Origin of the sequence: Streptomyces sp. NPDC058257 (genome assembly GCF_042881845.1) — a bacterium.
Classification (GTDB): domain Bacteria; phylum Actinomycetota; class Actinomycetes; order Streptomycetales; family Streptomycetaceae; genus Streptomyces.
In genome coordinates, this window is sequence record NZ_JBHVXJ010000001.1 from 238,011 (window position 1) to 250,876 (window position 12,866).

The following is a 12,866-nucleotide window of genomic DNA, read 5'->3' on the forward strand; positions in this document are numbered from 1 at the left end:
GGATGTCATGCGTGACGGGCATGGCGCTCGCGGACGCTGAGCGGGCGGATGTCGGTCCAGACCCGGTCGATGTGGGTGAGGCACTCCTCGCGGGTGCCTCGCGTTCCCTCCCGGTGCCAACCGGCCGGGAGTTCACGCTCGGCGTCCCACAGGGAGTACTGCTCCTCGTCGTTGCGGACGACGTCGTAGAGGGTGGCCTCGGACATGGCTGTGCTCCTCAAGGTGTACGGACATGGGTCGGGCAGGTGCTGGTGGCGCGAGGTGCTGTGCGGGTTCAGGAGGCGGCGGGTGCCGCCACGGCCGCGGGGTCGACGACCTTGCCGCGGTCGAGTTTGAGAATCCGGTCGGCGACGTCGAAGAACCGGTCGTCGTGGGTGATGGCGATCACTGTCTTGCCCTGTTTGCGCAGGGCGGGCAGGACTTCGGTGTAGAAGAACTCACGGAATTCCGGGTCCTGGTCGGCGGCCCACTCGTCGAAGAGCAGCACGGGCCGCTCGGAGAGCAGGGCGCAGACCAGGGCGAGGCGTTTGCGTTGGCCGGTGGAGAGCGCGATGGTCGAGAACTCCCCGTCGCGCACGGTTACTTTGCTGTCCATTCCGAGCTGCGCGAGCAGACGGTTGGCCTCGCTGTCGGCGTGCGGGTGGGCCGGCAGGGTGCGGAAGAGGTGGACGTCGGAGAAGACCCCGGCGACGCTCTGCCGCAGCTCCGCGATCCGGTCCCCTTCCACCGGCGAGCCGTTGAGGCTGATCTCGCCGCCGCTGGGCGGGTAGAGCCCGCAGATCATCTTGGCCAGCGTGGTCTTGCCGCTGCCGTTGCCTCCGACCAGGCAGGTGATGGTGCCCGGTGCGAAGTCGGCGTCGATCGGGCCGACCCCGAAGGCGGTGTCGTCAGCGCCGGAGTCGTAGTGGAAGACCGCACCGCGCAGCCGCACCTGCGCACCGGCGGCCCGCTCGCCACCACGCGGTTCAGGTACCCGCAGGCCGCTCTCGTCGCCCAGGTCGAGGGCGTTGAGCGAGCGCAGCGCCGTTCCCGCCCGGCCGATCGCCGGGATCAGGTTGAGCACGGTGACCAGGGGCGTGTTGATGTAGGTGACGGCGAGGGTGAATCCGGTCAGGTCGTCCGCGGGGATGTCGAAGCGGGGCCCGGCGAACAGCATGATGCCGATGCAGGCGAGAAAGAGCAACTGCCCCCAGGAACCGGCGACGGTGTACAGGGAGACACCCCGGGTGGTGTCCCGCACGAGGAGCCTGCCGGTGGCACCGACCCCGCCGTCGAGGACCGCCGCGCGGCGCTCACGGTCGAGCTTCAGCTCCTTGGCGCCGCGGGTGACGCTCTCCAAGTGGGCGTGCATGACGTCCTGGTGCTCGCGGGCCCGGCGCAGATGGGCGCCTGCCCGGCGCACCGGGAGTTGGTAGAGCACCAGGCCGACGGCGAGCACGGCGACCATGCCGAGCAGCATCTTGAGTGAGAGCACCCCGATGTACACGAAGGCGCCGATCACGATCGCGCCGTTCATGGACAGCAGGGGCACGCTGCTGACCGCGCCCGTGATCACTTGTACATCGTCGGTGAGGGCGGACTGGAGGCGGGCGGGGCCGATGCTCTCGATCCGCCGCATCCCGCTGTCCAGGATCCGACGGCACAGCTCCATCCGCAGCTCCTGGATGGAGCGTTGCGCGAGCCGGATCAGCAGGACGGAGGAGACCGCCCCGGCGAGCAGGACCGTGACCGCCGCCGCGGCGAAAGCGGCGATCAGCCGGACACCCGGATCGTCGAGCCGCTCCAGGACCCGTTGGAGCACGGCGATCAGGCCCACGGTGGCGGCGCCGGACACCAGTCCGGCGACCAGCGCCGCGATCACTGTCGTCCGCGACCGGCTCACCAGCAGGGAGAGGAACTTCATCGCCGCCCCTCCTCCGTCGCCGTGGCGGCGGGGGCCGCGGTGGCGGGCGCCGCGGCTGTCTCCTGCGACGCCTCCCTGAGCAGGTCGGCGAGACCCGCAACGGTGAAGTCCGCCATGGCCTGCTGCACCCGCAGCGCCACCCCGAACTGACGCCGGATGCGCAGCAGCAGCCGGGTGGCGAGCAGCGAATGGCCGCCGGCCTCGTAGAAGTGGTCCCGGATTCCGAGCCCCTCCAGGCCGAGCAGTTCCTGCCAGAGCCCGAGCAGCGCCCGTTCGGTGTCGTCCCTGGCCGACTGTGCGCTCCCCGAAGTACCCAGGAAGTCGTCGGCCGTGGGCGCGGGCAGGCGGCGCCGGTCCAGTTTGCCGCTGGCGGTCTGCGGGATCTGCTCGATCAGTCTGATCGCCGCGGGCAGCGCGTACCGCGGCAGCCGTCCGGCCGCTCGGGTCCGCAGCTCCGTGCGGTCCAGGTCCGGCCCTTCGGGCACCACGTAGGCGACCAGGCGGGGCGAGGCCCCCGCGGCCCCGTGCACCACGACGATGCAGTCGGCCACGCCGGGGTGGTCGAGCAGTACGGACTCGACCTCGCCGAGTTCGATGCGGTGGCCTCGGAGTTTGATCTGGTTGTCGAATCGGCCGAGGAACTCCAGCTGGCCGTCGGCCCGGTGGCGGGCGCGGTCGCCCGTCCTGTAGAGACGCGCACCGGGCAGACCGGAGAACGGGTCGGGCACGAAACTCTCGGCGGTGAGACCGGGGCGCCGCCAGTAGCCCCACGCCACTTGGACGCCGCCGATGAACAGCTCGCCCGCGGCGCCGCGCGGCACCGGTCGCATCTGCTCGTCAAGGACCCAGATCGTGGAGCCGGGCACCGGCCCCCCGATGGGCGCGCGCTGCCTGCGGGTGACGTCGACGGTGAGTTCGGCGACGGTCATCAGGACGGTGGCCTCGGTCGGCCCGTACCAGTTCAGGACCCGGCAGTCGCGTGCGGAGGGTCCCGCGAACCAGTCGGCGAACCGAGCAGGCACCACCTCCTCGCCGGCCAGGAGCAGCGCCCGCAGGCCGATCGGGGCGCCACCCGTGTCGGGGGTGCCGTCCACCGCGGCCAGTTCCTGCGCGATGGTCGGCGTGGTGGCCAGCATGGTGACGCCCTCGGTGCGGAGGTGGGCGTGGAGCTGCTGTGCGTCGGCCGCCACGTCGCCCGGCACGAGGTCGATGCGGGCGCCGGCCACCAGACCGGCGAACAGCTCCCAGACCGACAGGTCGAAGGTGAACGTGGAGCGGACCGCGACCACGTCCTGCCCGGTGGGCTCGACCACGGTGGCGGAGGCCCGCAGGTAGGCGAGGACGTTGTGGTGGGTGACGCCCACGCCCTTGGGGGTGCCGGTGGACCCGGAGGTGTAGATCAGATAGGCGAGATCGTCGCTGTCGGCCCGCTGGGGGGCCGCGCCCGTGGTGGCGGCGGCGTCGGCGACGGTGCGCACGGTGACGTTCTCCTCGGCCAGCAGCGCGAGCACCGGGGCGTCGTCGTCGGTGAGGTGCGCGGCCAGCGCCGTCCGGCAGCCCGAGTCGCGGATCAGGTGAGCGATCCGCTCAAGGGGCAGCTCCGGGTCGACGGGCACATAAGCGGCGCCCGCCGCCATCGCGGCGAGCAGTCCGGTGACCAGGTCGACGCCGCGCCGGGCGACCACCGCGACCAGGTCGCCGCGGCGCACTCCGGCGGCGGCGAGGCCGGTGGCGGCAGCCGTGGCCCGCTCGGTCAGCTCTCGGTAGGTGAGGGCGCCGCCGGGGCCGGTGACCGCCACCGCGCCGGGGCGCGCGCCGGCGACGGCGGCGATGGCCTCGTCCAGCGTTCCGGCGGGTACGTCGAGCGTGCCGCCGTCGGCTCTGCGGGCCGCGGCATCGGCGTCGTACGGCAGCAGGCCCGCCGCGTCGTGCGAGGCGTCGGCGTCCGCGGCGAAACGGCGCAGCGCCTGCGCGTACATCTCGGCGAGGTCGGCGGCGCGCTCGTCGGAGACCCGGTCGCTGTCGTAGGCGAGGATCAGGCCGAGCTCGTGGGCGGGCGGGTGCACCGAGTAGGTCGCCATCACGGCGTAGTTGGTGTCCTCGGCGGATGCCGGATGGTGGTCGACGAGTTCGACGACGCCGGTGTCGAGGACCTCGCCGAGCGCGTGGAAGCGTACGAAGTTCACTCCCACGTCGAACAGCGGGTCGTTGCCGAGCGCCTGCTGCACGCTGATCAGCGGGGTGTGCCGGTGCTCGAGGAGGGAGCGCTCCTCGTCGAAAGCGCGCCGCGCGAGGTCGCGCCAGCTGCCGCCGGGTACCGTGACCGAGGTCGGCAGCATGTTGATGAACAGGCCGCGCAGGTCCTTGGCGCCGGGCAGGTCGGGGCGTCCGTGCATCACCATGCCGGTGACCGGATCGGTCACGGCGAGGGCCTCGGCGAGCACCTTGAAGTGGACGCCCACGGCAAGGCTCTTGAGGGGCAGGCCCTCCTCCTTGGCGAGCAGAGCCAGGCGCTGGGAGGTCTCCGCGTCGATGTCGACCTCGATGCGGCGCACCTGGGGCGTGCCGACCGGGCGCAGGTCCTCGATGGCTCGCGGCTCGGCGTCGGCAAGGCGCTCGCGCCACACCGCGGCGGTGTCCGCTCCCCCGGCCGCCGCTCGCTCCGTCTTCACGAAGTCGGCGTAGGTCAGAGGGAGTTCGGGCCAGCGACTGTCGTAGTCGGGGGCATCGTCAAAGAGCGCCGACTGGCGGCTGAGGATCTCCGCCAGGGTGGAGGTCCAGCTCCAGCCGTCGAGGATGGCGTGGTTCTCACTGACCGTCAGCTGGAACTCGCCGTCGCCGACCTCGTGGACGGCGAGCCGCTGCAGCGGGGCAGACTCCAGTTCGAGGTGCTCGGCGCGCTCGCGGGCGACGAACGCGTCGATCTCGGCACGCTGTGCTTGGGCGTCGAGGCCGGACAGGTCGAAGCAGGAGAGGCGCGGCTCCACGTCACGGTGCACGATCTGCAGCGGCTCGGAGTATCCGTCCATGGAGATGCTGGTACGCAGTACCGGGTGGCGGTCCATGGTGTCGGCGAGAGCCCGGCGCAGCAGCTGCGCGTCGAGACGGCCGCGCATCCGCACGCTCACCGTGTTGTGGTAGATGCCCGCTTCCGGGTGCAGATGCAGGTGGTACAGCATGCCCGACTGGGTGGCGGTCAGCGGGTAGGCGTCCTCCGCGTCCGCGGGGAGCGCGGCGTGGTCGTCGGCGCCGATCATCTCGAACGGCTCGGCGCGGTCAAGGGACTCGACCCGGGCCTCGGAGAGGTGGCCCGCGAACTCGGCGACGGTCTGGTGCCGGAACACGGCGTGCACGCGGGTCTCGTGGCCGAGGGCGCGCAGTGCGCCGGTGACCTCCACCGCGCGGATCGAGTCGCCGCCCAGTACGAAGAAGTTGTCGTGCACGCCGACCCGGCCGACGTCCAGGACGTCGGCCCAGACACCGGCGATGGTCTCCTCGAGCGGGATGCGCGGCGCCGTGTACTCGGTGCCGGCGTCGAGCCTGACCTGCGCCGGGTCGGGCAGCGTGCGCCGGTCCGCCTTGCCGTTGACGGTCAGGGGTACCTTGTCGAGGGCGGCGAAGACCGCGGGCACCATGTACGTCGGCAGCAGTCCGGCGGCGTGTTCGCGCAGCTCGGGCACGGCGGGAAGCTCCTGGCCCGGGGCGGGCACCAGCCACACCACGAGCTGTTCGCCGCGTACATCGGCGACCGCGGCCGTGATGCCCGGGTGGGTCGCGAGGGCGACTTCCACCTCGCCCAGTTCGATCCGGAAGCCACGGATCTTCACCTGTGCGTCGGCGCGGCCCCAGTACTCGAACTCGCCCTCCTCGGTGGCCCTGGCCAGGTCCCCGCTGCGGTACAGACGGGCGCCCGGGGTGCTGGAGAACGGGTCGGGCACGAAACGCTCGGCGGTGCGCGCCCCGCGGCCGCAGTAGCCGAGGGTGACACCCGCCCCGCCGACGTGGAGTTCGCCGACCATGCCGGGGGGCAGCGGGTTGAGGCCCTCGTCGAGGACGTACAAGGACAGGTCGTCGATCGGCACACCGATGGGGCTGCCGGTGCGGTCGCCCAGATCTGCCGCGGTGATGACGCGGAACGTGGAGTGCACGGTGGTCTCGGTGATGCCGTACATGTTCACCAGGACGGGGGCGCGGTCGCCGCGTTCCTCGATCCAGGGCCGCAGCGTGTTCACGTCGAGCCGCTCGCCGCCGAAGACGACGTGCCGCAGGGCGAGTTCACGGGTGGAGCCCTCGGCGATGTCGGCGGCCACCACGCCCTTGAAAGCCGACGGCGTCTGGCTGAACACGGTGACGCCGAGCCGTTCGACGAAGGCGAGCAGGTCCTGCGGCGACTTGGCGGTCTCGTCCGGCACCAGGGCCAGCTCGCCGCCGTGCAGCAGCGCGCCCCACAGCTCCCAGACGGACACGTCGAAGGCGTACGAGTGGAAGTAGCTCCACACGTCGTCGGCACCGAAGCCGAAGCGCCGCGCGGTCGCCGAGAACAGCCGCACCACCTGGGAGTCGGCTACCTCGACGCCCTTGGGGCGGCCGGTGGAGCCCGAGGTGTAGATCACGTAGGCGACATCGCCCGGGTGCCGCTCGGGCAGCTCGGTCCCGGTCGTGTCCAGGTCGGTGCGGGGGCGGCCGTGCTCGTCGACGGACACCTGCCGCAGGCCTTCGCCGAGACCGGCCACGCCCTGCTCGCCGCAGACCACGATGCGGCCGCCACTGTCGGACAGGACGTGACGGATGCGGTCCGCGGGGTTGCTCAGGTCGATCGGGACGTATGCCGCGCCCGCTCGCAGGACCGCGAGGATCGCCACCACTTGGGCGGGCCCGCGCTCCAGGTGGAGCGGCACGCGCTCGCCCGGCCGGACGCCGCGCGCCACCAGGTGCCGTGCCAGGGTCTCGGCGCGGTCCGCCAGTGACGCGTAGGAGATGACCTCTCCCTGCCAGTGCAGGGCGGTGCGCTCGGGGTGGCGGGCGGCCGAGCGCAGGAACGCCTGGTCGAGGGCGTGCTCGACCACGGAATCGGCCAGTGGCCCTGACAGCGCGCCCGGTTCGGCGACGGGCAGCAGCCGCACGCCGCGGTCGGGGGCGGTGAGTCCCTCGGCAAGGAGCCGGAGGTAGGAGCCGAGCAGTGCGGCGGCGGTGGACTCGCGCAGCACCTCGGTGTCGTACTCCAGCATCAGCTCGAAGTCGTCGCCGCGGCTGACCACGCTGAGCGTGACGTCGGTCTTGGAGGTGGCGGTCTCGGCGGTCACCGGCGTCATGGCGGCCTCGCCCAGGCGCAGCCGGGAGCGGTCCTCGCCGAGGTAGGCGAACATCGCGCCGAACAGCGGGGATCCGGTGCTGCCGCCGACGGCCGCGGTCACCTCCGAGGTGAGCACGTGCTGGTGGTCGAGGGAGTCGGCGATCGTGCTCGCCGACTCCTGGGCCAGCGCGCGCAGCGTCGCGCCGTCCCGCAGTCGGCTGCGCAGCGGCAGCGTGTTGATGAACGGGCCGACGGTGCCGCGGAGTTCGGGGCGCACCCGGTTGGCCACCGGGACACCGATCACCAGGTCGTCGGTGAGGGCGGCGCGGTGCAGCACCGCACGCCAGGCGCCGTACAGGACGGCGAAGACGGACACACCGCAGCCCGCGGCGAACTTCTCGGCACTGTCACGCAGCACGGGCCCGGTGTTGCGCACCAGATGGCGACCCAGATGACCGGGGGTGTCCGGGCGCGGATGGTCGAAGGGCAGGCTCAGGCCGCGCGGAGCGCCCTCGAGCTGAGTTCGCCAGTGGGCCAGCGACGCCTCCCGGGCGGGTGCGTCCTCGCTGTGCCGCTCCCACCAGGCGTAGTCGGTGTACGAGGGGCCTTCGGACGCCGGTGGCGGAGTGCCGCCGGTGCGGAACGCCTCGTAGGCGGTGGTGAGTTCCTCGATGAGGACGCTCACCGAGAGGCCGTCGACGACGAGGTGGTGGAAGGCGACGACGAGCCGGTGGCGGTCCGGCGCCAGAGTGATCAGCAGACCGCGCGCCAGCGGCCCGCCGCCCTCCAGGTCGAAGGGCGTGCGCGTCTCGGACTCGGTCAGCTCGTCCCGGCGCCGCTCGGCGGCGGCCCCGTCGGCGCTGTCGGCGCTGTCGATGTCTGTCAGATCGGCGCGGCGCAGCGGGGGCGCTTCGGGAAGCAGCCGGGCGTGCACCTTGCCGCGTACGTCATCGGTGACCAGGCGCAGTCCTTCGTGCCGGGCGAGCATCCAGTCGAAGGCACTGGTCAGCGCCTCGGCGTTCAGGGGGCCTTCGATGTCGAGGGCGGCCGGCACCGTGTAGGCGCTGCCGGTCGGGTCGAGGGCGTGTGCCGTCCACAGCTGGATCTGGCTCTCCGAGAGGACGACCTGCGCGGGGTCCGGCCGCCGGGGCACACGCGAGGTGTCGGGCTGCTGCTGGGGGCGGCGGGCGGCCAAGGCACGCCGAGCTCGTTCGAGACGTTCGGAATCGGTCATATCTGTTCCTCGGTGGCGTCGTCGGTGGAGCCAGCGGTGGCGGTCGCGTCGGCAGGGTCGTCGAGGGCGGCGAACACCTCGGCGAAGTCGCGGACCGAGCCGTCCTGGTCGTGTGCGAGCAGCAGGTTCGCCTGGTCGGCGACAGTGGGCGCGCCGAGCAGCTCTCGCAGGGGGAGTTCGGCTCCCATCAGCTCGCGGACGCGGGCGACGGTGTGCATGGCCCTGATGGAGTCGCCGCCGAGCGCGAAGAAGCTGTCGTGGGCTCCTACGCGGCCGACGCCGAGGACGGTGCGCCAGATCTCGGCGACGACCATCTCCACCGGGGTGCGCGGGGCGGTGAACTCGCCGCCCTGCTCCAGGTGTCCGTCAGCCGGGTCGGGCAGCCTGCGCCGGTCGGTCTTGCCCTGCGCCGTCAGCGGTATCCGTTCCAGGGCGACGAAAACCGCCGGGACCAGGTACGCGGGCAGGACCGCGCAGTGTTCGCGCAGCTGCGCCACGGTGGGCGGGCCATCGGGTCCCGGCACCACCCAGGCGACCAGGCGGTCGTCGCGCGCGTCGGCGACGGCGGCACTCACGCCGGGGTGCCGCAGCAGGACGGCCTCGATCTCGCCGGGCTCGACGCGGTAGCCGCGCACCTTCAGCTGGCCGTCGGCGCGCCCGCAGAACTCCGGCAGGCCGTCGGCGCCGGTACGGACGAGATCGCCTGTGCGGTAGAGCCGGGCGCCCGTCGCGCCGGAGAACGGGTCGGGCACGAACCGTTCGGCGGTCAGCCCGCCCCGGCCCGCGTACCCACGAGCGACCCCGGCGCCGCCGACGTACAGCTCGCCGACCACACCGTGCGGCACGGGTGTCATCGCCTCGTCCAGTACATGGAGCGTGGTGGCGCCGACCGGGCCGCCGAGGCTGACCCGGTCGCCGCCGGTGACGATCCCCGCGCTGGCGTTGGCGGTGGTCTCGGAGGGCCCGTACAGGTTCCACAGACGTGCTCCCGGCAGGAGCCGGTGGGTGCGCTCCACCAGGTCGGCGGTGAGGGCCTCGCCACCGAGCAGCACGTCCAGGCTTCGCTCGCGCGGACCGGTCGCGTCGTCGGCCCTCTCCAGGGCCCGCAGCGTCTCGTCCCACAGCCGCGGGACGGTGTTGAGGGTGGTGACGGCGGCGCCCGCTCCCGTGCCGGTGAGCGCCGCGGCGAGGGTTTCGGCGGGCCGCTCCCCGGCCGGCGGCAGTACGACCGTGCCGCCGAGCACCAGTGGCCCCCACACCTGCTTGACGGAGGCGTCGAAGACCGGGGCGGCCGTCGCGGGCAGCACCATGTCCGGCCCGATCAGGCCCGCGTCGGCGAGCCAGCCGAGGTAGTTGACCACGTTGCGGTGGGTGACGGCGACGGGCTTGGGCCGCCCGGTGGAGCCTGAGGTGAAGAGCAGGTAGGCGAGGTCATCCGGGCCGGATGCCGTATCGCCCTCGTGGCGCTGCCCGGCTTCGCCCAGGGCGGGGCCGTCCCCGCTGTCCTGTGCGCTCCCCTCGTCCTCCTCCGCCTCCTCCGCCTCCTCCGCCTCCTCGACGAGGATCTGGGTGGTGCCGCCGCCGTCGCCCAGCAGGGGCGCGGTGTCCGCAGTGACCACACAGTGGCGGACGGACGCGTCGGCCAGCAGGGCGGCGATCCGTTCCGCCGGGTCGTCCGGGTCGATCACGAGATACGCGGCTCCGGCGCGCAGCGCGGCCAGCTGGGCCACCAGGCGGGTGACCGGGTCCGGCACGACGACCGCGACGACGTCTTCAAGAGCGGCGCCGATGCGCGTTGCCAAACGGTCGGCGGAGGTGAGGAGTTGACTGTACGTCAGCTCCAGTTCCGCGCAGCGCACCGCGACGGCCTCGGGGGCACGCCCGGCGGCGCGGGCGATCAGGCCTGCCAGGGTGGCGTCCCCCCAGCCGACGGCCGTGGGGGTCGCGGGCGCGGTCGGCGGTGCGGCGGGGTCGCCGAGCTCCACCCGGCCGACCCGTGTCGTGGGCTTCCGCATGCCCTGTTCGAGGACCGCAGCGAGGGCGTCCAGGATCCGGCCGGTCACTTCCGTGCCGAGCCCGGGCGCCCGGGCGCCGTCGAGGCGGAGTTCGATCAGCTCGCCGCGGCGCACAGCAGTGAGGCGGAGCCCCGGCCCGGCGCCTCGCGCCGCGAGCGACACGACGGACCAGCCGCCCACACGCTGCGGCACCTCAAGGTACGAGAAGCCGATGGGCGCGTTCACCGCGGACAGGTCGCTGATCAGCTCGGCGGCCTCGCGCTGCGCGGCTCGCGCCGCTCGCACCCCGGCCACCACGTCGTCGAGGGTCCGTCCTGCGTCGAATTCCTGCCTGATCACGGGCCAGGCGGTCAACGGGCCCAGCACAGAGTCGAGTTGGGGCACCTCACGCAGTCCGGTACCGACCCGGACGGCAAGCGCCCGCGCGCCGCCGAACCGCTGCAGGGCCACCAGCCAGGCGGCGAGAAGCACCGCCTCGGTGTCGGCGGCCGGGTACAGGCCCGGGAGTGTGACCTTCCGTACCGCCCGCGCCGTGCCACCGGCGCCCACCACACGCCGCGCGGGCGCCAGCGAGCATACCCGCGCCACCGTGTCCTCGGCGTCGTCGAACCCGCTGTGCGCCTTCTCCTGGCTCGCGCGGGCACCGGCCGCGTCGGGGTCGGCGAGCACATCGTGCAGCCACTCGGCGACATCGGCGTACTGGAGGGGTACGTCCCCGCCCGGTCCGGCGTCCGGGCCCGCTTCGGCCGGCCCGTGCTCCAGCTCGCGCTCCAGCTCGCCCGCGAGCAGCATCAGGCCGTCCGCGTCCAGGACCCGGGCTGATGCCGTCAGTTCGATGCGTCCGCCGTCGGCCGGTGCCGCGGTCCAGAGCTTCTCCGCGCCCTCAGGGCCCTCGGTCCGCGGCCCGGCGTGGACGCGCTGGGTGGGCGCTCCGCCCACCGGGGACGGCACGAGCTCGGTGCGGAGCACCTCGTACCGTCGCGTCACTGTCTCGACCGCGGCGGCCAGCGCTGATCCCGGCACCGCGGCCGGGGCTTGGAGCACGAGCGTCGTCACCGTGTCGTCCTGTGCGGCGTCGTGCTGGTGCGGTCCCGCGCGGAAGGTCTCCGCGGCGGGAGCGGACGCCGTGGCGGCCGCTGTGGAGGTAGCCGTGTTCACCGTCTCTCCCCGTTCGTCTGAGTGATCGTGCTGTCCTGCGTGTGGGTGACCGCCCCTGCGGGCACCTGCGTGTGGGTGACCGCCCCTGCGGGCCGGGCCTCCACGTCCTGCCAGTTCGCCGCGGCCGACATGGCCACGCGGATCTCCCGCTCGCCGGTGAAGGGCGCCCGGCCGTGCGATGCCAGCAGGTTGTCGACGACCAGTACGTCGCCGCGCTGCCAGTCGAAGGCCGTCGACTCCGCGGCGATCGCGGCACGGATCGCGTCGAGTTCCGCCCGGGTGAACTCGCTGCCGTCTCCGGCCCTGCTGGTCTTGGGCACCCGCTGCGGCCCGACCTGGCCGAGCACTTCGGCGGCCAACTCGTCCCCGATGGTGCTCAAGTGGAAGCTGGTGGCCTGGTTGAACCAGACCCACTCGCCGGTGTCCGGGTGGCGCGCGACGGCGGGTCGCACGGCCTCGGTGCGCAGGTGGTCGTCCGCGACGCGCTCCACCCGCACCCTGGTCCGCTCGGCGTACGCGTCCAGGCCGCTCTCGTCACAGCCCAGCGCGTCCCGCCACGGGATGCCGACGCCGGGTGTGTAGTTGCGCACGTAGCTCACCCCGTGCCTCTCCAGACGGGTGACCAGGTCGGCGGGCAGCCGCCGCAGCACCTTTCGGGAGTCGGCCAGCGGGGTCTGCCCTCCGGTCTGCGAGGGCAGCGCGCAGGCGAATCCGAGGACGCGAGGCCAACTCCAGCTGTAGCAGGCCTCGTTGTGCATCTCGATGGTCTGGTCGGCGGGGTATTCGGTGGAGGAGTAGATGCCGTCGCCAAGCTCGCTGCGCGGTGTGGCACCGTCCTGGTAGGCGAGGGCGTCGTCCCCTCCGACGGCTTCCACGACCGGGCGCAGTGCGTCGGCGCCCTCGTCGAAACCTCTGAAGAGGACCGCGCCGTGTCGATGCAGCTGCTCGCGCACGAGGTCCCCGTTGGCCCGCACCCACATGGTCAGCGGGACGCCGGGACGCTGCGGCGTGGCGAGGGCGGGCAGGGCCGCGGGCTCCAGGGGGCCGAAGGTGACGACCGAGGCGTCCGTCAGGGACCGTCGCCTCAGCGGTTCTTGAGGCATGCGGGACGTACGAAGTGACATGTGTTCTTTTCTCCGAAGGTCGTCGGTGGCCCGCTAGGGCTTGCGCGGAATCCGGGCAGGTGGAGTCGGACCAGCCGCACGGAAGCACTGCCACCGATCCGGTGGCGGTGGGACGGGTCGCCCCGGGGTGGCGCGAGGG

The 12,866-nt window shown here is 72.9% G+C and carries 5 protein-coding genes; all 5 read right to left on the reverse strand.

Going from position 1 to position 12,866, the window contains the following annotated elements:
• Positions 1-5: 5 nt before the first annotated feature.
• Positions 6-206 (reverse strand): MbtH family protein, encoded by a 201-nt coding sequence (locus tag ACFVXC_RS01030; RefSeq protein ID WP_389900310.1) that lies wholly within the window; start codon positions 204-206, stop codon positions 6-8.
• A 68-nt stretch (positions 207-274) separates the two neighbouring features.
• Entirely contained in the window at positions 275-1,903 is a 1,629-nt protein-coding gene (locus tag ACFVXC_RS01035; protein ID WP_389900311.1) for a cyclic peptide export ABC transporter, read from the reverse strand.
• Positions 1,900-8,430, reverse strand: a complete 6,531-nt coding sequence (locus ACFVXC_RS01040; protein WP_389900312.1) for an amino acid adenylation domain-containing protein — start codon at positions 8,428-8,430, stop codon at positions 1,900-1,902. Before ACFVXC_RS01040 ends, ACFVXC_RS01035 begins: the two co-directional genes overlap by 4 nt.
• A complete protein-coding gene (locus tag ACFVXC_RS01045; RefSeq protein ID WP_389900313.1) occupies positions 8,427-11,603 on the reverse strand; it encodes an amino acid adenylation domain-containing protein in 3,177 nt (1,058 codons plus the stop codon). Before ACFVXC_RS01045 ends, ACFVXC_RS01040 begins: the two co-directional genes overlap by 4 nt.
• The gene (locus tag ACFVXC_RS01050) at positions 11,600-12,727 is read right to left on the reverse strand and encodes a TauD/TfdA family dioxygenase (RefSeq protein WP_389900314.1); all 1,128 of its coding nucleotides are present in this window, start codon (positions 12,725-12,727) and stop codon (positions 11,600-11,602) included. Before ACFVXC_RS01050 ends, ACFVXC_RS01045 begins: the two co-directional genes overlap by 4 nt.
• Between the last annotated feature and the right edge of the window lie 139 nt (positions 12,728-12,866).

What these genes read in the sequence shown, in the direction of transcription:
- ACFVXC_RS01030 (WP_389900310.1), bottom strand. Translation starts at nt 206, where the DNA reads ATGTCCGAGGCCACCCTCTACGACGTCGTCCGCAACGACGAGGAGCAG.
- ACFVXC_RS01035 (WP_389900311.1), bottom strand. Translation starts at nt 1,903, where the DNA reads ATGAAGTTCCTCTCCCTGCTGGTGAGCCGGTCGCGGACGACAGTGATC.
- ACFVXC_RS01040 (WP_389900312.1), bottom strand. Translation starts at nt 8,430, where the DNA reads ATGACCGATTCCGAACGTCTCGAACGAGCTCGGCGTGCCTTGGCCGCC.
- ACFVXC_RS01050 (WP_389900314.1), bottom strand. Translation starts at nt 12,727, where the DNA reads ATGTCACTTCGTACGTCCCGCATGCCTCAAGAACCGCTGAGGCGACGG.